18 protein-coding genes are annotated in these 20,871 nt (G+C 57.5%); 16 read left to right on the top strand and 2 right to left on the bottom strand.

Annotation, left to right across the window (positions count from 1 at the left end; translation table 11 throughout):
• Nucleotides 1-33: 33 nt before the first annotated feature.
• The 16 genes from ACSOSP_RS08370 to ACSOSP_RS08295 all read left to right on the top strand — a co-directional run bounded on the left by ACSOSP_RS08370 (nucleotide 34) and on the right by ACSOSP_RS08295 (nucleotide 17,766).
• Nucleotides 34-5,328 (top strand): phage tail length tape measure family protein, encoded by a 5,295-nt coding sequence (locus ACSOSP_RS08370; RefSeq protein ID WP_455310563.1) that lies wholly within the window; start codon nucleotides 34-36, stop codon nucleotides 5,326-5,328.
• A complete protein-coding gene (locus ACSOSP_RS08365) occupies nucleotides 5,325-6,803 on the top strand; it encodes a hypothetical protein (RefSeq protein WP_455310562.1) in 1,479 nt (492 codons plus the stop codon). Before ACSOSP_RS08370 ends, ACSOSP_RS08365 begins: the two co-directional genes overlap by 4 nt.
• Before the next feature lie 39 nt (nucleotides 6,804-6,842).
• Complete coding sequence (locus tag ACSOSP_RS08360) at nucleotides 6,843-7,721, top strand: hypothetical protein (protein ID WP_455310561.1); 879 nt, start codon at nucleotides 6,843-6,845, stop codon at nucleotides 7,719-7,721.
• A complete protein-coding gene (locus ACSOSP_RS08355; RefSeq protein WP_455310560.1) occupies nucleotides 7,718-9,538 on the top strand; it encodes a glycosyl hydrolase family 28-related protein in 1,821 nt (606 codons plus the stop codon). The genes ACSOSP_RS08360 and ACSOSP_RS08355 overlap by 4 nt, the downstream gene beginning before the upstream one ends.
• Before the next feature lie 37 nt (nucleotides 9,539-9,575).
• Nucleotides 9,576-9,824: a hypothetical protein gene (locus ACSOSP_RS08350; protein ID WP_455310558.1), complete on the top strand. Its 249-nt coding sequence runs from the start codon at nucleotides 9,576-9,578 to the stop codon at nucleotides 9,822-9,824.
• 128 nt (nucleotides 9,825-9,952) lie between these two features.
• Nucleotides 9,953-10,513: a lysozyme gene (locus tag ACSOSP_RS08345; protein ID WP_455310557.1), complete on the top strand. Its 561-nt coding sequence runs from the start codon at nucleotides 9,953-9,955 to the stop codon at nucleotides 10,511-10,513.
• Nucleotides 10,510-10,938 (top strand): hypothetical protein, encoded by a 429-nt coding sequence (locus tag ACSOSP_RS08340; protein ID WP_455310556.1) that lies wholly within the window; start codon nucleotides 10,510-10,512, stop codon nucleotides 10,936-10,938. Before ACSOSP_RS08345 ends, ACSOSP_RS08340 begins: the two co-directional genes overlap by 4 nt.
• Nucleotides 10,935-11,333: a phage holin family protein gene (locus tag ACSOSP_RS08335; RefSeq protein ID WP_455310894.1), complete on the top strand. Its 399-nt coding sequence runs from the start codon at nucleotides 10,935-10,937 to the stop codon at nucleotides 11,331-11,333. The genes ACSOSP_RS08340 and ACSOSP_RS08335 overlap by 4 nt, the downstream gene beginning before the upstream one ends.
• On the top strand, nucleotides 11,330-11,788 hold the full coding sequence (locus ACSOSP_RS08330; protein ID WP_455310555.1) for a hypothetical protein: 459 nt from the start codon (nucleotides 11,330-11,332) through the stop codon (nucleotides 11,786-11,788). Before ACSOSP_RS08335 ends, ACSOSP_RS08330 begins: the two co-directional genes overlap by 4 nt.
• Complete coding sequence (locus ACSOSP_RS08325; protein ID WP_455310553.1) at nucleotides 11,754-12,071, top strand: hypothetical protein; 318 nt, start codon at nucleotides 11,754-11,756, stop codon at nucleotides 12,069-12,071. The genes ACSOSP_RS08330 and ACSOSP_RS08325 overlap by 35 nt, the downstream gene beginning before the upstream one ends.
• 140 nt (nucleotides 12,072-12,211) lie before the next feature.
• Nucleotides 12,212-13,003, top strand: coding sequence for a DNA adenine methylase (locus ACSOSP_RS08320; RefSeq protein ID WP_455310552.1), 792 nt, complete (start codon nucleotides 12,212-12,214; stop codon nucleotides 13,001-13,003).
• 298 nt (nucleotides 13,004-13,301) lie between these two features.
• Nucleotides 13,302-13,631, top strand: a complete 330-nt coding sequence (locus tag ACSOSP_RS08315) for a hypothetical protein (protein WP_455310551.1) — start codon at nucleotides 13,302-13,304, stop codon at nucleotides 13,629-13,631.
• 425 nt (nucleotides 13,632-14,056) lie between these two features.
• Nucleotides 14,057-14,350 (top strand): hypothetical protein, encoded by a 294-nt coding sequence (locus ACSOSP_RS08310; protein WP_455310550.1) that lies wholly within the window; start codon nucleotides 14,057-14,059, stop codon nucleotides 14,348-14,350.
• 57 nt (nucleotides 14,351-14,407) lie between these two features.
• A complete protein-coding gene (locus ACSOSP_RS08305; RefSeq protein WP_455310549.1) occupies nucleotides 14,408-15,367 on the top strand; it encodes an SOS response-associated peptidase family protein in 960 nt (319 codons plus the stop codon).
• 385 nt (nucleotides 15,368-15,752) lie between these two features.
• Nucleotides 15,753-17,003, top strand: a complete 1,251-nt coding sequence (locus ACSOSP_RS08300) for an AAA family ATPase (protein WP_455310547.1) — start codon at nucleotides 15,753-15,755, stop codon at nucleotides 17,001-17,003.
• Nucleotides 16,996-17,766: a retron system putative HNH endonuclease gene (locus ACSOSP_RS08295; RefSeq protein ID WP_455310546.1), complete on the top strand. Its 771-nt coding sequence runs from the start codon at nucleotides 16,996-16,998 to the stop codon at nucleotides 17,764-17,766. The genes ACSOSP_RS08300 and ACSOSP_RS08295 overlap by 8 nt, the downstream gene beginning before the upstream one ends.
• Before the next feature lie 492 nt (nucleotides 17,767-18,258).
• Here ACSOSP_RS08295 and ACSOSP_RS08290 read toward each other — a convergent pair whose 3' ends face one another.
• Both ACSOSP_RS08290 and ACSOSP_RS08285 read right to left on the bottom strand, forming a co-directional pair.
• Nucleotides 18,259-18,876, bottom strand: a complete 618-nt coding sequence (locus tag ACSOSP_RS08290; RefSeq protein ID WP_455310544.1) for a hypothetical protein — start codon at nucleotides 18,874-18,876, stop codon at nucleotides 18,259-18,261.
• A 518-nt stretch (nucleotides 18,877-19,394) separates the two neighbouring features.
• Nucleotides 19,395-20,417: a hypothetical protein gene (locus tag ACSOSP_RS08285; RefSeq protein ID WP_455310543.1), complete on the bottom strand. Its 1,023-nt coding sequence runs from the start codon at nucleotides 20,415-20,417 to the stop codon at nucleotides 19,395-19,397.
• Nucleotides 20,418-20,871 lie beyond the last annotated feature (454 nt).

The raw sequence follows: 20,871 nt of genomic DNA, 5'->3' as shown, positions 1-20,871 counted from the left end.
GGTTTTTTGAGCGGCCTTTTTTATGGGTGACGTATGGGTGCTACTCCGATTGCGGACCTTGTTGTAAAGATTCGTGGCGACACCTCTTCGGTGACCGCCTCCATGCAGGATCTCGCGCGGGTCAGCGCGCAAACCGGAAGCGGCCTGTCGGGAATCACCGGGCCGGCTCAGGGTGCGTCGGCATCGATCACGATGATTGATCGCGAGGCCCGCAAGTTCATTGAGAGCTTGAATGACCAGGTGGCCACGCTCGGCAAGTCGAAGCTGGAGCTCGCGGAATATCGCGCGGCGCAGTTGGGCGTCGCTGCCGAGGCGGCTCCACTGATTGCTCAGTTAAAGGAGCTGGGCGGGTCGATGAGCCGGGCCGGCAGCGAGGCATTGGGGCTTGCCGAATCGGAAGCGCAGGTGTCGACCCGTCTTCGCGACATGGTCAGCCGGTCGCTGGAAGCCCAGCGGGCGATGGAACAGACCGCGATGTCCGCTCGCGATGCAGCAACGGGCATCGGCGCTGTCGGTACATCGAGCGCACAGGTTCGCGAGACGGTCGCGAGCCAAACGAAGGCCATGATCGACGCGCAGCGCGGCACGTCGATGATGAACGACGAGATGCAGGCGCTACGCACGACCATGGCGCAGGGCAATGCGACCTTCGCGACCTCCGGCGAGCAATATGCCCGGCTTGACCGGGCGATGGCCACCGGCAAGTTGTCCATGCAGGAATACGACGCCGTACTTGCGGCGCTCGGCCGCGATGAGGACAAGCGATTGCAGTCGCTGGGTGCCTTGACCAGCAAGTACGACCCGCTGGGCGCTGCCACGCGAAAGCTCGCACAGGATCAGGCGCTCCTCGACGATGCCTACAAAACCGGGAAGATCACGACCGCGCAGTATCAGCAGACGCTCAACGGCATCAGGGTTGATCAGGCGGTGGTTGAGCTGCGGCGTTTGGCCGAACAGGAAGCGCAGCTCGAGCGTACGTTCAGGTCGGGCGAGATATCGTCGCGGAATTATAAAAAATCACTTGCTGATATCGGCACGAACCGGGCGTCGCTCAATGACATCGCGGGGGGCGCAGATAAAAGCGCCAAGGCGATGGAAGGCTTTGGCTTCAAGACGGCCGGTGCGCGCAAGGAACTGGTGGTGCTCGCTCATGAAGCGGCCACGGGTAGCTGGAGCAACTTCGGCGGCTCGCTCCTGGTGCTCGGCGAGCGTACGGACGTCCTGCATAAGCTCTTGTCACCGACCGGTCTCGCCTTAGGTGTGCTCGCGGGCGTCGCGGCTGTGTTCGGTCTGGCTGCATATAAAAGTGCTGCTGAGGTGTCGGCGCTCAATACCGCGATTGCAGTCACTGGCAACTATGCCGGTGGCACCGCGGGCAGCTTCCTCGATATGGCGGATCGCATCGGCGAGGCAAACCACAACGTTGGCGCAGCGGCAGTCGTGTTGACCGGTTTGGTGTCGTCCGGCCGTATCAGCAGCACCGCGATCGAGGCGGTCGGCGAAGCCGCGCTCAACACGTCGAAGCTGACGGGACAAAGTGCCGACGACGTCGTCAAGCAGTTCGAGAAAATGGGCGATGGTGTCGTCAAATTCGCGGACGAATACGACAAGCGTTATCACGCGATCTCGACCGCCGTGTATGAGCAGATCACCGCGCTCGAAGCGCACGGTCACGCCGAGGAGGCGCAGCGTGTGCTGGGTGAGGCGATCGCGCACGAGACACAATCGCGTATCACCGCGTTGCATGGCGATCTGAACTGGATCCAGCAGGCGTGGGACGACGCCGGCAATGCGGCATCGAACGCCTGGCGCAAGTTCTCGACCGGTGTGAGCGCGGCGTTGAACATCCTGCCGATGCAAAAGGAGCTGCAGTCACGTATCGACTGGAAAAGCGGCAACCTGAACGCGGCCAACTTCGGCACTTCACTGAGCGACGCCTTCTCGGGCACCAGCAACGATGCGCGCATTGCCGAGCTGCAGACGCAGATCAAGAAAGCGAACGACGAAGCAGCGGCTCAGGAGGCGCAGCGTCGCACGCAGGAAAACGGCAACACCGCGCTGCGTAACCTGACCGGCCTCGAAACGTCGCTGAATAAAACCAACGCACTGGCGCAGGCGCTCGCTCAGGTCCGCAAGGAGTGGAATGACCTGCACGCGGCGGATCCGAACCTCGCTAATTTGCGCAAGGTCGATCCGACGAATGCGCTGCTCGCACCCGATGCGCTGAAAACGCTTGAGGATGCGACGCGCAAGAAATTCGAGGTGAAGTCAGGGCACTCGGGCCAGTCTGAACTGAACGCGCAGATCAGCGCCGACGTGGCCATTTACGAGGGCTATGCGAAAGAGCGCGAGCAGATCCTGAAGGCGTCGCAAAGTAACTTGGACAGCCTCCATAAGCAGGGCTTGATCTCGGACACGGATTACATCAACCGCTCGCATGACGAACAGGTCAAGGCGCTGCAGGATGAGCAGGTGATCGCTCAATTGAAGGCGGATGCGGCGAGCGGCAGGAGGGCGCTGGCTGAGCGCAACAAGTATCTGGCGCAGGTCACGGAGCTGGCCGCGAAAGAGAAGCTGGTCGAGCAGGATCGCACGCAGAAATTGGCTGAGCTCGATGCGAAGGCGGCGAATGACTACGTCAGCAACATGCAAAAGCAGATCGACGCCGCGCAGCAACAGGATCAGGGGCTGCGTGATCAGCTCGATACGTTTGGCATGTCGAAAGCGGCGATCGACCAGTTGAAGGCTGCGCGTGCCGATGATGCGGTGGCTGCCTTGGAGCAAGGCCGCGCAATTGCGATCATGAATGGCAACTTGGCGGACACGTCCGGTTACGACACGGTCATCGCGAAGTCAAAGGAGCTCGCGAGGGCGTTGCATCGCACGGCCGACGACCAGGCCGCGTTCGACTGGAAGAATGAAGCCAAGAAAGCGGCGGACGATGCGGTCAATCAGTGGAAGCAGGCGGCGAACGCGATCGAAAACAGTATCAGCGATGCGCTGATGCGTGGCTTCGAGAAGGGCAAGAGCTTCGGTCAAAACCTGATGTCTTCGCTTGAGTCGATGTTCAAGACGCTGGTGCTGCGCCCGATCATTCAGCCGATCGCGCAGGGTGCGGCGAGTTTCTTCTATCCGGGCGGTGCACAGGCAGCACAGGGCGGTGGCAATAACGCACTCGGCCTGCTGCAAAACGGCAGCAACCTCTATAGCAAGGGGTCGAGCCTTTACGACACGGTGAGCGGTTGGTTCGGCGGCGGATATGGTTCGGCCGGGTCCGCTCTCGGGTCGTCGGCGATTGCAGGCGCCGGGTCCAGTGCGCTCGCGGGTGGCGGTGCTGCGCTGGGTGGTTTGGGTGCCGGCATTGGCGGTAACGTCGCGGCTGGCGCGGGCACCTACAGCGCGGGCTTGGTCGGGGCGAACAGCTACGGATTCGCCCTCGGTGGGTCCAGCGGTGGCCTTGGCCTCGGCGGCACGCTCGGTTCGTCGGCAGGCCTTTGGTACGGCGGTGCCGGGTTGCTCGGTGGGTTAGCCGGTGGTGCACTCTTCGGGAACAAGGGCTATAGCAGCATGGGTGGGTCGCTCGGGGCCATGGGCGGTTTGGCGCTGGGCGCGTCGTCGGCAGTAGCGGGAACCGCCATCGGCGCTTCGCTTGGATCGCTGGCCGGTCCCATCGGTGCTGTGGTCGGCATGGCACTTGGTTCGCTGCTCGGCTCATTTATCGGTGGAGGTGAGACCCGGTACGGCGCGTCTTATGCGACGAGTGACGGGAAAGACGTCGCGAAATTCGCGGGGCCGAGTGGTGGCGATCCGGCATCGGCCGACATTCAAACCCAGATCAAAACCACGTACTCCAGCATCGAGTCGCTCGCGAACCAATTGGGTGGCTCAGTAAGTGGACTGGGGCAATACAAGGCCAGTTACGAGATTAGCCCGAAGAAAGGCAACTCGTTCGTCTCAGCGGGTTTTACGACGGGCGACGACTGGTATCCGGATCGGGTCGACCTCGGGGGCGTGAAGGATAGCGAGACCGTGTTGGCGGATTTCCAGTTGCAGCTGCAGCGCTCGGTCATCAGCGGGTTGCAGAAGGCGGGATTGGATACGCCTTACGCATCGGTGTTGCAGGGCGTGGACGCATCGAAGCTGTCGGCGGATGACGTGACAGCGTTGCTCGCAGAGCTGTCGTCGCTGAAAAATCTCTTCGATTCGTTCAAGAACCTGGGACGTGACTTCGACAATCTCAAGAACGCGTCCACGGACGCGCAGCTTGCGGTGATGCAACTCGCGGGCGGGGTCGACGCCTTCAACACGAGCGCGACGTTCTTCTATCAACACTTCACCACGGCCGATCAGCAAGCGGCCGATCAGGCGAAGGCGTTGAACGACCAGATGAACGCATTGGGTTACACCGGCATTCATACGCGGGACCAATTCAAGGCACTCGTCGAATCGCTCGATCTGTCGAGCGATGCCGGTCAGAAGGCGTATGTGTCGTTGTTGGCACTTGCGCCTGCATTCGATGCGGTGGCCGGCGCTGGCGAGGCGGCTGTCAAGGCGGCGTATGACAGCCAGTCTCAGGCGCTCACATCCTTCCGTGATCAGTTGCTGTCGTTTCGCCAGTCGCTTGCGGCGGGCGATCTGTCGGACCTGTCGCCGGAGGCGAAGTACGCGGCAAGCAAATCAACGTATGAGGATCTGCTTGGCAAGGCGAGTGCGGGTGATGCAACGGCGCAGGCCGGGCTGACATCAGCAGCGCAGGATTTCCTCAACGCGTCGAAAGCGTACAACGCCAGTTCCTCGCAGTATCAGGCGGACCTGGCGGATGTCATGAAGTCGATTGATCTGGCTAGCTCCGCGACCGATCAGCAGCTTGACCTCATGAAGCAGCAGGTCGCGGGCATCCTCGATGTCGATAAGTCCGTGCAGACCTTGGCGCAAGCCTTGGCGGCGTACAGGTCGGGCGCAGTTGTAGATGGTTCGCATGCAACCGGGCTTTACCGCGTGCCGTTCGACGGGTACGTCGCCGAGCTGCATCGGGATGAGCGAGTCTTGACGGCGGCAGAAGCAAAGCAGCTCGACGCACGTTCGTCGAGCGGCAGTGTCATTGCGCCGGCAGCGCTCGAGCTGAGCAAGTTTCAACGTACGGACAACGACGCGGTCGTGCGGGAGCTGAAGGCGCAGCGCGAGCAAAACGCGAAGCAGGCGGAATTGATCGCAAAGTTACTTTCGGCGCAACTGCAGCAGGCCGACACGCTCGCACGGAGCGATGCGGAAAAGATGGATCAGCAGACCGCTTTGCTGCAACAACAAAGGAGGCCAGGTCAGAAATGATCATTGCGCTGGAAGCGGATGCGTACCACCTGGCAAGCGGGCGGGTGGTGACGCTGTATTTCTCGGAAGGCGGGTTCATGACCCGGCCTGACGATACGCCACCGAACGTGTATTTCGAGCCGGTCATCAAGACGGCGCCGACGCTCGATAGGTTGCTCTTCGACGGGGCGGCCACGTTCGGCGCGACCAAGGTCACCATCGGCAATGTGCTGCTGGTAAATCAAGACGGTCACCTCGATTTACTTGCCACCGACTATGCATTCTCCGGTCGTCGCTTTGTGGTCAAGATGGGCGAGCTGGACGTGCCGTATGCGCAGTGGTCGGTGGTGATGACTGGCACGCTCTCCGACGTGTCGGTGCAAGACGCTGGCTTGTCGGTCGTCATTGCCGACCGGCTCGCGGATCTGACGATCGCCAGTCGCCCGAAATACCTGGGTGACAACGTCTTGCCGCTCGGCATCGAGGGCACGAAAGACGATCTGAAGGATCAGCTTAAGCCCCGAGTCTATGGCCTGGTGCTGAATGTCTCGCCGAAATGCGTCAACACCTCGAAGCTGATCTATCAGGTGAGCGATGCAGCGTGTTCGGTTCTCGCGGTCTATGACAGCGGTGTCAGTCTCACGCGCGCTGCTGACTATGCGAACGCCGACGACATGCAGGCTACTTCGCCGGCGGCCGGGGAGTTTCGGTGCTGTGCAGGCATGTTGCGATTGGGCGGCACGCCAGCGGGCACCGTCACGTGCGATGCGCAGGGCGCTATTACCCGTGCGGCGGATCTGATGGTCGCAATCGCACGGGATGCCGGCGTGCCTGATGCCGATATCGTCGTGGCCGATGTCGCTGCACTGAATGCGACAAACGGCGCCGTGGTTGGCGTGTGGGCCGATGAGGATGCGACACCGCAGTCATTGATGGACGAGATCGCGGGTTCGGTCGGGGCGTGGTACGGCTTCGACCGACTAAGCCGCTTGCGCATGGGGCGGCTCGATGCGCCGGTCGGCGCACCGATCCTCACGTGGGGGCAGGAAACGCAAATGGTGCTGTCCATGCGATCGGCGGGCATCCCTGCGTGGAGCGTCACCGTGCAGTACGCGCGCAACTACACCACCCAGACTGACGCTGCGGGATCCGCTGCTCGCACCACCGCGTGGCTCGCGCTGGAGTATCGCAAGGCGAGTACCGAGAACCCGGCAGTCAAGGTGCCATGGCCGCACGCAGATGAATTGAGCTTCGATACGGGGCTCGTGAATGAACCGGACGCCGTTGCGGAATCGCAGCGGCGTCTTGCTTTGTACGGTGTACGCCGCCTGACGCTGGACGTTGATGTGCCCGTGTCCGAGCTGGGCGCAGTCGATCTGGGGGATGTGGTGGCGCTCGACACGCCGCGCTTTGGACTGCGCGAGCGGCTCTTTCGCGTGATTGGCGTCAATACCGGCTTCCTGCGTGGGCGAGCGGCGCTCGTGCTTTGGGGCTAGCGACGGGAAAATTGAAGGGAATATTGAAGGGGATGTCGGATGGCAAAAATCATGATGGGGTTTCCGAACCAGACGGACGGCGGGGTGCTGTCCGGCGGTTCGTGGCAGGTGCCAGTCACGAACCTGCAGGATCGGCGGCTCTCCCGTGTGGCGCGCACCGCGAGCACCACGACTGCCGATACGCAATTCGACGTCGATCTCAAACTGCCGCGCAAGGTGTCGATGTTCGCTGTGGTGCGTCACAACCTGACGCTTAACGGCCGGTATCGAATTCGTGTGTCGCGCGTGCCTGACTTCAGCACGTCGGTGTTCGACTCGACGTTAAATTCGCCACTTCACGGCCCCGTGTGGCGTCAGGCGTGGCCGCGCCTTTACAGCGCTTCCATGCTCGACTGGGAAGATCCGAACTGGTGGGATGGGCGTCTGCCCGAGGACCAGCGAAAGAGTTATCCGGCATTGATCCTGTGCGTCATTAAAACGCCGGTATTCGGTCGTTACGTGCGTTTCGAGTTTGCGGATGAAGGCAACCCGGACGGGTATCTCGAATTCGGGCGTGTGTTCGTGTCGCAGGCCTGGTCGCCGACGAATAACGCGAGCTACAACCCGTCACTTGGCTGGGAGTTCGACACGACGATGGACCGGGCCGTGGACGGCACGCCGTACTTTGATCGGCGCAACGGTCGACGAGTGCAGAAATTCTCGCTCGACTGGCTGTCGGATGATGAAGCCTATGGCCGCGTATTCGAGATGCAGCGAGCGGCCGGGGTCGATCAGGAAATGCTCTTCGTGTGGGATAGCGACGACGCGATCAATTTGCTGCGGCACTCGTTTCTCGCGCGTATGCGGCAGATCAACCCGCTGCAGTTGTCGTTTCTGAATAACCATACAAACGCGTACGAGCTCGAGGAAATCAGATGACCAAGATTATTTTTCCATCTGGCAATGCGTACTCCGATGACGGCAGCGCTGAGCGAGACATGCTTGACGGCGGCCATACCGAGTATTTGCTCCCCATGCTTGGGGAGACTATCGGCGCGATGCAGATGGCACTCGATGCGGTGCCAGAGGCTCTCGGGCACGCCTCCGAAGCGGCAACTGCACGCGATGGCGCGCGGGCTGAGCGCGACGCTGCCGCGGCCGAACACGCGGGTGCAATGGATGAGCATGCGGGCGCAGCAGCGGAGCGTGCCGAGGCGGCCAAATCCGCTGCGGCTGCACGAGCGGACGCCGCAAGTGTCCATATGCCGGCGCTCGCAGGCAAGGCGGGACGCGTACTTGGTGTGAGCGTAGACGAGTCCGCGATGGAGTGGACGGATCTGAGTCCGCTCGCCAAGCTCGGGGATCTGGCCAGTCCGGACAAGGGGGCTGCGCTGATCGGTTTCAAGCCTTCTTCTAAGTCGAGTATCGCCCGCACCGTGGCTGACGAGTTGAACGACGGATATGCAAATCCGAAACGCTTTGGAGCCAAGGGTAACGACAGCGCTGAAGACTCGGTACCCATTCAGACTGCGATCGAGGAACTGGCCGCACGGGGCGGCGGGGTCGTTCGATTTCCACTCGGAAACTATCGATGCAATCTCGTGGGCAGGACCGGCGTTTCGTTCAGCTCGGGAAGTGGAATGTTCGGATACTTGCCCGCGGCGGGCGGCCCGGTGTCGGGCGTGACCCTCGCTCAAGCGGCCCCCGGCTTCGTGATCGACACGCCCGATTCATTGGTGACGAATATCGCCATTGAAGGAATTAATTTCCGCGGGCTCGGTGCGGCGTACGCCGGCGGTGGCGTACGCCTTCGCAACGTGAAGTGGAGCGTCATCAAGAAATGCTCTTCGAATTACTTTGCCGATCAGGGCTTTCAACACCTTGCAGGCTTTGGCGTGACGTTCGAGGACCTGTTGACCACGAACGTTCTGTTGAATCGTGTACGAAAGCAGGCAGACGGCGCCGTTGAGATGCTGGGCACGGATGACACGATGTGCCGTGTCGAAGCGAATCCATCGCTGACCGGTATCGTGAGTGACGATTTGTTCATCTGCGCGATCGTGATCGGCGGAGCCAACAACTGGGTCGACACGGGAACGGTGGGTGAATTTGCAGAGCGAGGCGTGTACATCAAACCGCAGGCGGGCGCGATCCACAAACTTACGGCGGTGCGGGCCGATCACAACGTTGGCGTCGGATTTTATGTCGACGGCTCGGCACTCTGGTCGCTTTGTCACGCATACAACAACAGCACAGGCAGCCCGGGCGACTACAGTGGCTTTTACTCGTCCGCCAAATCGGCAGGCAACACGTTTAGCGCATGCCGCTCGGACGGGATAAGCGGTACTCAGCAAAAGTGGGGATTTGAAGACCTGGTCAATAACAGCCTGGTTGATCTGCGAAACACCTACGTGGTGCCGAAAGGGGCGTACAACGCGGCGGGTCTCGTCACCACACAAGGCTTCCTGGGGTCGGCCGTTATCGCTCCGCCGACCGTTATCCGTCCGCTGGATGCCACAGCGATTATCGACGTAACGGGCACAACGATGGTCGTGTTGGATAACTACCAAACCGCGACGAGCGTTACGAACTTCACCGGGGGTGCCAACGGCGACACGATCAGCGTTAAAGGTAATGCGCGAGTGACGATCGTCAACGGGCTCGGGATTAACACGGGCGGTGCCGGAAGCGTTGTGATGTCGAACAACAAGATGTACGACTTCACGCAATACAACGGTACGTGGTACATGCGGTAGCGGCCGCGGTCTAAATCAGAGCAATGAGGTACTCAATATGGCAAATTTTATCGAGTCGAAAATCATGCAGGCCTTCCCTCAGGACAAGTGCTTGCACGTTATCGCGGGCGTCGTGATCTTCGCGCTCGCGCATGTCGTGTCGTGGCAGCTTGGTATTGCGGCGGTGCTGCTGGTGGGCATCGCAAAAGAGATTCTCGACCACTTTACGGGCGGAGACGTGTCCGTGTGGGACGTGGTCGCGACACTCGCAGGAGGGTTGCTCGGGCTGCTTTGTTTCGTACGTTAGCCCGGTTCGTTAGTCCAGGTTCCTTAGCTGTTATTCCCGTAGTGCTTCACCGCAGCCGCCGTCAGGCGGTTTTTTTATGGCCGCACCGATCGTTCATCGGCGCGGCCTTTTTTATTGGAGGCGCGGTTTTGAACGACAACCTCAAGTATTCCGAGCAGGGGATGGCGCTCACGCAGGACGCCGAGACGCTCTATCTCTTTGCCTACCCGGATCCTGCCTCACCCTTAGCGACGGAATTGCAGCGCCGCGGCTTGTGGCAATCGACGTTGCGCGGGCAGCCGATTCCGGCCAGCTTGCTCACGTTAAGCGGTGCGCCGTGGACAGGTGGCTGGGGGCATACAGGACCCGAGATGCGCTACGGCATGACCTTTTCGCGCGAGCAGGCCGTGGCATGGCTACGTCAGGACGTGGCGAGCGCGGAGGCGACAGTCAAGCGCCTTGTTCGTGTCGAGCTGAATCAGGAAGAGTACGACGCGCTGGTGGATCTGGTGTTCAACATCGGTAGCGGAGCCTTTGATTCGTCGACGATGTTGCGCAAGCTCAACGCCGGCGATACGGAAGGCGCGATTGCCGAATTCGCGCGATGGAACAAGGCGGGCGGTGTGGTGCTGGCCGGACTCGCGAAGCGCCGCGAAGCCGACCGCGTGCTCTTCCTGTTGGGTGCGAATTTCCAGCGGAGGGCCGCATGAAAAACGATGCCTTGGCTCGGCTTCTATACGCGTACATGGCCGTCTACATCGCGGTGTCCGCCTTCGCGGCACCCTGTTCGGCGACCTCAGTGATGCTCGTGCGCGATGGCTTCTGGGGGTATGCGGTGACATGCGGCACGGGCGCGCTCGCCGCAGTCATTGCGATCGATGTGGCGATCAACGATTGGTTGCCCGACAAGTACGTCTTTCACTGGGCAAAAGCTCGGCGGCACTGGCTCTATGCGGTCACGGCCGGCGCGTACGTCACACCGCTCTTCGCGGCGAGTGCTCATTGGACCAGCGCTGTCGTCAACGTAGCGCAATTCATTTTTTACATCGGCATGGCGTCTTTCGGGCTTGTTCTGGGCTATCGAGAGGCGCATGCGTGGCGGGAAACCAAGCGGAGGATTACGTGCGCCGAATGATCGTGTGGGTGTGGGGAGTAACGGCGCTGCTATGGGCGGCCGCTGCGTATGCGATGAGCCGCTCGGCAAGCGATGCGGTCGTGGTCGAACTGGAAAGCATTCCGGTGGCATCGCTCGGGCTCGCGGTCATGCTCGCTTTGATTGGCGGTACCGCGAGCACGTTCCAGCGTCTTGCATCGAGCGATCCGTTGGTGCGCTCGATCGCAGTCGAAGTGGGCAGCGTCATCACGGCGTCGATCGTGGCAGGGCTGGCGGCGTTTTTCTTTTGCATGTGGCGAGAGTGGCCAGCGCCGCTGACCGCGCTTGTGATCACCTTGTCGAGCTGGGGCGGCAAACGCGTGCTCGACCAGGCGCTCGATGCGTGGGTCCGAAAAATCCAAGGAGAAAGGGTATGACAAGCGGTATGACAAGCGGCATGACGGACGGTATGACAAACATTGTGAGTCGTCTCACGACGCTCGCGGCCGGTGTGGCTGCGATTGCATTTGCCGTGCTCAGCGCGTGGTTCTACATCGAGCTGCGGGTTTTGCGAATGGAGCACGCCGACACTGTGCAGCAGCTCGCCACCCAAACGGAGAGCAACGGCGTGCTGAAGGCGCAGCTGGCCACCTCGCAATCTGACCTGGCCGTGATGACAGATGCGGCCGGCAAATCGTCTGCATCGGTGGTGCGTTTCGCTGCTCAGGCGAGCGACGCGCAGGCGGCTGCGAGCGAGGCGAAAGCGAAAGCCGTGCAGCAATCGGCCGGCTATCAGAAACAGATCGATGTGCTCACCGCGCGTATCGATTCCCCCACCAACCAACCGGAGACCTGCGATGCGGCACTCGATCGTTTGCGCAGCACTTTGTAACGTCCTGCTGCTTATTCCCGGCTGCGGATCCGCGCCGGTCGAGCGGCCAATTTCGGCCGTCACGCACACGCAGGTCGTCGAGACGCAGGTTGCTGTGCCGGTGCCGTGCATCGATGCGGTGCCGGCGTCGCCCTCGTTTCTGTCGGATGCGGATCTGCTGGCCGCGCCGAACAGCTCGGTCGTCGACCGGATCTGGCGTGACCATTTGCAGCGCAAGCAATGGGAGTGGATCTTGACCGCGCAACTGATCGCGTGCGCGATGGGCGGTGTAACGAGTAACTGAAAAAGACAGGGCGACGGCGGATATGTTGGAGCATACCTGCCGCCGCCTTTCCACTGATAGAGCCAGTGAATTAGCCAAGGCCCTGCCACCTACCGGTAGGCGGGCCGAATTCTAGCGTATTTCCAGATAAGGCAATCACCATGGCAAATCCCATCATTCCTTGGATCGGCGGCAAGCGCCGATTGGCAGATCACCTTATTCCGCGTTTCCCGAAACACGAATGCTACGTCGAGGTATTCGCGGGCGGTGCAGCGCTGTATTTCCTGCGACCGCCGGCAGCCGTCGAGGTGATCAACGATATCAACGGCGAGCTGATCAATCTCTATCGGGTCGTGCAGCATCACCTCGAGGAGTTTGTGCGCCAGTTCAAATGGGCGCTCACGAGCCGGCAGGTGTTCAAGTGGCTCCAGGACACGCGGCCGGAGACGCTCACAGACATCCAACGGGCAGCTCGTTTCTATTACCTTCAGCAAAATTGTTTTGGCGCGAAGCTGGAAGGTCAGTCGTTCGGCACCGCGACGACGACACCACCTGGCTTGAATCTGTTGAGGCTCGAAGAAACGTTGTCAGCGGCGCACCTGCGCCTCGCGGCCACCTTCATCGAGCGGCTCGATTGGAAGGCGTGCATCGACCGGTACGATCGTCCACATACGTTGTTCTATCTCGATCCGCCTTATTGGGAAACGGAAGGGTATGGCGTGCCGTTTGAGTACGCTGAGTATGTCGCGATGGCGGCACGGCTTCGGACGCTGAAGGGCAGGGCGATCGTCAGCCTCAACGATCATCCAGACATTCGACGGGCGTTCGAAGGTTTCCACATCGAGACGGTCGATATCAAATATACCCTCGGAGGTGGTGGTCGGGAGGCAGCACGGAGGGAGCTGATCATCTTCAGTTGGAACGATGCAGCGGAGCCGGTTGGGCTTTTCTGAAAATCTTGAAGGCTTGGTTGTCTATAAACCTAACCGCGTCGTTGCCAATGCGTTAGCTTCAACGCGGGGGAAGACCATATACCTTGACGCTGACAGACCACCAAGCGCTGCGATCAGCATCGGTGCGAGATTTTTCGGAGCTTCAGAGATGATCGATAGCTGTTTCAGCCTCTGCGAGTGGATGGCTGCTTGAACGGATGCCGCCAGGGGTTCGGTTTAGATGCTAGGAGCCGAGAAGGGTATTGACGGAAAAAGTAAATTCAGTTAATTTACTTTTTCACATTCATAGGAGCGTCCCGTGGACATATTTGGTAGCAAGACGCAGAAGTTGCTGTCACAAGCTCAAGACTTGCTTAGTCAGGCTCAGCATGAAATGGCCAACGACATCAGCTTATTAAAGGAAAAGCAGGAAAAGACGGATCAGCGCCTCGAGCAATTAGAAAAGCAGCATGACGAAGCGGCCAATAAAATCAATGGCTTGCAGCAATCTTTGGACGCGATCAGAGATAGCGCCATCAGAGGCGAGGTTGCCAGCGGGCAGAAGACGAAGGATGTTGCTGGAAAATTCAATTTGTCGTCCGCCAGAGTCTCTCAGATTGCGCCCAGACGAAAGTACAGCAACGGTTAATTTAAGATTAAGAGCAGTAAGCTCTGGCGCGGTCTTTCACATGGTTCGGGATAAGGCAAAGCCTTTTGCTCAGGGTTGCAATGTCTCCGAGACTAGCGCAAAGCACACACATCCGACTTCGGCGAAAAAACTCCCGCGTATAGCGGGAGGAGCATCTGGCTAAGAGACGGCGCCGCTGCAAAGCACGGCGCATCTTATTAAGTTTCCAGACGCCCGCATAGTCTTGCGCGTGAAACACACAATTTCGAAGATCATTGCCACGACGCGGTGAGCTCAGGCCGAAAACCTTCTGCTCTGTGCGGACGGCCACGCATTCCCCTTGATGCCGAACAAGCGACAAATGCGAGCCCAGCCGCCGCTCGCCGGGGCGCTATACTGTGTTTTTATACAGTATTTGCGTCCCCATGTATTTACAGGTCGTTGTCATGCGTTTTCACGGCAAAGCGCTCGAACAGTCTCAGATTCGTACGACCAACTCGGTGCGTGCCGAGGTGATCGTTGCCCACGAAAACTCGGACGCGCTGGGGCGATATTCCGACGTCGCGAGAGCGAGCGCCGCCGGTGACGGCCGGGACCAGCTCTTGCCTGCACTCTATGACTGCAGGCTTTCGCACATGGGACATGGCGGCTTTGTTCTTTCGGGCTTGGAATTGATCGGATCTATTGCGTTTGCTCAAAACTGGTGGTGTCGCCCGATCGTCCGGTCGATTGCGGAGTGACAACAGGCTGCGGAACGCTCCATCATGCGATGACGATTCGAAAGGAGAAGTCGCACCATGTGCTACTCGGCGCAGATCGTGGCGGACTACCGCAAATACGTGAAAATGTTCGGTCCCGATATGGATATCAGGGAGTTCACGCGACTCTACTGGGAACGCGCCGAGGGCAGCGGCGCGAAAGTCCCCAAGGGCATGGATGCACCCTTCTTGAATCCGGTAGCAGAAGAGGAGCGCGGCATCAAGGAGTTGATCGAGCGATATGACGCAGCTCAAGTGACGAAGCTTGAACAGGAACTGTTCAAGCAGCGCACCCGGCTCGCTGATGCCGAACGCACCCTCCTGATCAAGACCACGAAGGCAGCCACCGAGAGCAAACGAATCGCTACCAGCAAGATCGACGGCACGCTGCGCCGACTCGACGACCTGCGTCGAACAGAACCAGCGGACCGTGACTCCCGAATATTTCCCGGTCAGTACGCTCCCGTCATGGTGATGGAGAACGGCCGACGCGTCATCAAACCGATGCGCTATCAATGTCGGCCGGCAGGCAAGCCCGCGAATTACGACGTGAAATACCCTGGAACCTACAACGCGCGGCGGGACAATCTGGAGGGCTTCTGGAAAGGGCTTTTCGGATATACGCACGGCCTTCTGCTGGTGAGCGCATTCTACGAAAACGTCAATCGATCCCGACTCGAAAATCGCGTGCCAGTTGAGGGGGAGAAAGATGAAAACGTGGTATTGGAGTTCAGGCCCAACCCGTCTCAGGAAATGCTGATTGCTTGCCTGTGGTCGCACTGGCAAGGGAAGGGCAAACCCGACTTGCTGTCGTTCGCGGCCGTCACAGACGATCCACCGCAGGAAATAGCTCTTGCCGGCCACGACCGCTGCATCATTCCGATCAAGCCCGAGCACATTGATGCGTGGCTTAATCCAGACTCTGCGAATCTCGCGGCGCAGTACGCCATTCTCGATGATCGCAACCGGCCATATTACGAGTACCGAATGGCAGCCTGAACTTGACCGCCGATACGTTTAATACGGATTGTTTCGGTCGCTTCGGAACAGTCCTACAAAGTGACTTTGGACGTCTCAGTGCGGCCAACTGCCGCCGTTCGGAATCGCTGTCACACGGTCATTCGGGCGGCGGCTCTCCTCAACTTCACAACATCCGCTGACCGTTGTAATTTTCGTCCAATCCGTTAATGAAAGACCGAAGCCGAAGCGATGCGAATGCTTCAGACCTCGGATGTCATGGGACTTCTGTACCATCGCGGAGCGTCTGCTGGTAAGTTGCGCATTTTTGTGAGACATTTTGCGTCCGACTGGCATAGCCTCACGTCCACGAACAGCTATACAACTAAAGGCCGTGCGGGGCACTTTGCAAAAATAGCGTGAGATTATGAAAAGATCATTTATAGAATCGCTCACAGTACGAGATTTCCGACAATTCGACGATCTTCGTGTGGAATTTAACAGCGGCTTTAATTTCATTGCCGGGCCTAATGGGTCTGGTAAAACCTCGATACTTGCAAGCATCGCGCACTGCCTTACGCACACCTCCATAGAGCATTCACGCGTTTCAGAGACAAGTGAGATATTCGTCGACGTAAATCATAAGGGCGACCTAATGAGGGTAGGTCTAGGAAAAGGCTCTTTCGATGGCCATGGATATCGCACATCTCGTGCGAAGACGTGGGCGGTTTTACCTGAGACCGAGGGCCGGAAAAATGTGCTTTCGATCAACACAGAAAAAGAGGCGCCCGACTTTGCACCTCTTTTGCTCGGCGCCCAACGGTCACTACATTACATGGCAACCCAAGGTATGCAACGCGAAGGACTGTTGGTCGAACGGCGAAAAAAATACCGCAGCGAGTCTGTCGCCAATGTCTTCGAAGGATCCGGTTCAAACGTAAAACAATGGTTAATCAATCGATATTTTATCGTCGACAAAGACTGGGCGGGCACCCAAAAAAAGAATTGGCAAAATTTTCTAAATGCACTTCCCGCCTTGGCCCCGTTCGATAGTGAATTTAGATTTGAACGGATAAAATCTGACATGGAGCCAGTATTTTCCATTTATGGGAGAGAGTGCTACCTAGAGGAACTTTCATCCGGTTTTCAAGCCGTATTAACCATCGTCGCTCGAATAATCGAGTGGGCCGAAGGAACTGGCGAGGGCGAATCAGCGGAGATTGAAAACGCGCTGGGATCTGTGCTCATAGATGAAATCGATATCCATCTTCATCCAGAATGGCAATTCACGTTGCGTGACGGTCTACGCCAATTGTTTCCGAACGTGCAATTCATAGTTACAACGCACTCGCCACACGTTCTCGCAAGTGCGCGGGAGTGTGAGGTAATTGCAATGCCTGCGAGCGTTCGGGGAAAGTGCATAATTTCTCCCTCGACTCACGGTTATTCCGGTTGGACTACCGATCAAATTCTGACGGAAGTTATGGGTGTAAGGAGTCTCGACAACAAGCAATATGAAATCCTGACACAAAAGGCATTTGACTATGTAGAACAAAAGAATCTCGACGGTTTGAGATTGACCATCGAACGCCTTCGTGCAATAGCTCATCCTGACGACGTAATTGTAAAGGTGCTGGATGTCAGGTTGGCTTCGCTTATTTTGACTGAAAATGATTAAATTAGATCGTCCATCTGAGCCAGAATTTTTGGCTATAAATAAGGCGAAATGGTTGTCGAATCTCACCACGGCCGTCGAAAAGTACGGTTCATACAAGGCGATCCCTGCCGATGAAAAAGAGAAGCTCGTTTGCTTCTATCGTCATAGCAACATAAAAGATGCGCTTGAAAAAAGCAGCCATGGTAAATGTGCATTTTGTGAAAGCAAGCCAGCAGAGTCCGGAAACATTGAGGTGGAGCATTTTGCGCCAAAGTCTATCTACTATGATCTGACATTTGATTGGGGCAACTTCCTGCCTTGCTGTCGTAAGTGCAATCAGCTGAAGGCTACGCACGACACGGTGGTTTATCCCATCGTGAACCCGTACGACCAGGATCCGAACGACTATTTTTATTTTCAGGATATTTCCCTCCGCCCAATATGCGGAGTCAATCACAAAGTAGCGGCCGAGACTATCGAGGTTTGTGGGCTAGATTCGGCCCGGCTACTAAGACCTCGGGCCTTATTGTTAATCACGATACGTATATTTATAGCCGATTTAAACGAAGCGTTGACACAGCTCAGCGCCGCGCAGTCCGCTCAAAATCGGACTCGTCGCATGCGTAAACTAGATGAGGCCATCAATCGATTAGAGGGTGCAATGTTGCCGTCAGAAAGTCATTCCAACTTCATTCGATCAATTGTGGAGAATGAGAAAGCATGGGGCGAAGCCAAGCGTCTAATCGTTAGCTCGGGACTTCACTTTCCAAACGGGACAACATAGTTGGTTGCGATTGGTGAAGCGCTCACACCCAACCAAACATTGGGTGCGACAAAGCGCTACCATTACTAGGTGCGTTGGGCTGTCACAAGGCCGCTCTCCTGTCAGTAGCAGACATGTATTGTGCTGGTCTCGGTGTCCGTGCTTGGCCGATCACTACCTGGCGGCAATCGACAGCATTCGACCCGTTATAGTGATCCTTCGGTCCGCCAACACTCACTGGCGGCTTGCAACGTACGACGACGGGCTAGTCGTCACGCCGGTTCAAACGTCGTCTGAACGGCCAATATCGCAATCGCTCGCGCCACGAAGCGATCCACGTTCGCCGAACGACTGCCTACGGAATTTTGGATGACTCGACGGAGAAATCACGGGACCAGATCAGTCCGTCTGCCCTGTAGTCGACTTTTCTACCGCTAGGAGCCGTTTCACTCAACCTAGCTATCGTGTAAGAAACGCTTTATTCAACGGGGTGCTAATGCCCCGTCGGAGTGATTAGCTTCGCGCAGATATCTTAAGTGCCATGAGCAAAAATGCTATGGTCGCGATTATCCCCACTACGATCACAAATCGAGCGGGAATAAGTAAGTTGGCAAATGACGTCCAAATTAGGTATGCGAGAATTATCACCCAAATCAAGATGACTAATCCCGGCAAGACCTTGGTAATCATCAGATCATGAGGAAGCGCGTGCTTCCCGCGAAACCCAACAATTGGTGGATGCCTGAGATCGTTGCAATCGTCAGGGCACTCCGCGAAATTTCGGGGATCATCTGCCTTTCTCCGTTGCCACCAATTCCTTACAATTGTTAGTTGCCGCATTGCAGCGACAATTCCAACCATTATTGATGCTGAGATACATACCCCAATAAGTGGAATAATCCATAGCAGAAGTTCAGCAATGCTCTTAAAGTTAGTACTGGTATCTGCTTTTTGGCCAAGAAAATAGCCCGAAAACAGAAATGCGTTGATAGTAGCTAACCAAGTCGTCCGCTGATGAATTAGCTCATCCTCGTGCTCAATTAGATTTCGTGCTCGTTTCCAGTCGGTGATGAATTGATCTGAAAATTCGCTAAATTCCGGTTCGTTCTTTTCTGTTTTCTGTTCAGTCATTTCTTCCTCGACCTTTCCAGTTGAGCCGGCAAAATGGGCGCTTGACGAGCTAATGCCGGATAATTTATTTTTCGGCAATTAGGAAAGAGTGGAACACCCGTCTTCAAAAATTGAGTACGCGACGAGCTGGCACAGTTAGCGGCAGGCCTTGACTCATTTTCGTGCGGGCAATGATCGTATCTCTGTGCGGCCGCGCACAAATGACCGAGGCGGAGGTGGGTAGCACTCCCTCATATCTCCGCGCCCGACTATCGACGAACAGGCGCCGCAATTGAACGATCTAGCCTGTGGCGTCGACCGTCCGTTCATGGCCGCTTTGCGACCGTCACGGACGGCCGAATCTTCGCACTTCAGTGTCGGCCGCCCGGATTATTTCACTAACGGTGTCAGTAGTTTTTCGCTTACTTGGCACAGTTTTCACTTTCTGTGTCATCCGACAGTCGCGGCCAGTAGGACAACTGGTACCAGCGACCCGGGTGTTCGGTCACGGATCTGTAATCGGAACTACCACAGAAAAATCAGACTTTTAAGGCGTTTTCGGTTGATGAAGGGGAGGGGGTCTTGGCAGCCGCCACTAAGCGGCCAACTCGATAGCGTCGGTAATCCTTGCTGAATGCTTGGAACACCATGAAGAAAGCCATCAGCACCATCGCCCAGCCCGAAATTGTTGTCATCTTTTGCGGCGCGTGATGACTCTGGTAGACGGGCTTGAATCTTCCGCCCTTCGCCATCTCCTCGAGCAGTACATCCCGCTCTGCTTTCGTATCGAGGTCCGTTACTGTCGTCGTGCCATCGTGATTTGGTGTCAATTGGATATTTGACATCTTTCCGTCATGCTCATAGACGTAAGTGATCGACGGCGTTCGTCCTAGCGGTCCTAGCCCAGTCAGCTGCGACAATCCTAGGAATACATAGAAGGCCGCCGCAACCAACGATATGGCTTTTCTTGAAAGGCGTTGCGTTCGCGAATTTGTGTCAGGCAGGGGGAGGGTAATCGTCTTGACGTCTCCGAGACTCGCGATCCTGTGTGACCAGTGGAGCTTCTCGGCGAGCGCTGCCGGCTTGATCTTGGAATGCGGGTCATCAAGCAACGCGAGAGCCTGAAATGAAAACGCCTCGTCTCGTCGGAAAAGTCCAAACGTCAGTTCCAGTACGCGATCGGAGACTATTTCCCCGGTCACTTTAAGATTTTCGGCTTCGCCAGTGGGTTTGAACTCCAGCCAAGTACAGCTCCCCGGAAGCGTACACGTGAGCGGCTTCTCGGTCATCTCCGGTGTGAGGTCGACGCTGCCATCGTTTGCCAGATAGCCGCTCAAGAGCACAACGCTTTTGCTAATCGGCGTGTCCTTGTAGAGCACGGCAAGATTAGGAATCCTTGTAGCGAAGTCGTCAAGGAGAGCCAGCGACTGCTCACGCACAAAGGTCAGACTGCCCGGATACCTCGCGCGCCGCAGTACTAGGTAGATACCCCAAAACCCGAAAAGTACGCTTATCACGATTCCGGCTACGGTGAGCGTGTCAGAGAAAGACATACCGAGCATGATTAACCCTGCTTATGAAAATCCAATGTTATATGGATCCTGGAAACAGAAAACAGAGTGGCTGCTGAATGGTCTGTTGATTCAACGACCTTCGAGACTGCGTCCTCTCCAATTTTTCGCTTAGTTTACTTTCTTCTCCTACAGATTCGAATCTTGTGGCGAGGCCCGCCAAGTATCTTCTCGCTTGACCCCTACAAACTGAGGATTTTGCGCCGCGTCCATTACTCGACAGCATACTGACTTACAGTGTTTGATCGGGATCGGGATCGGGATCGGGATCGGGATCGGGATCGGGATCGGGATCGGCCACTTGATCCACACGCGCGTAGGTCTGGCTCAGATTGCAGGTGAAACTGTACTAATCGGGCAGGTCGTTCCTGCGGACGATGGCAGGAATCGAACAACCCTAAACGATTGCCCCCGAATAAGCGTGTGCAATATCGGGTCGGAATAA

It is taken from the genome of Caballeronia sp. KNU42 (assembly GCF_053760385.1).
Note: the sequence above shows the minus strand (reverse complement) of the source record. Positions and strands in the feature narration are given on the sequence as shown.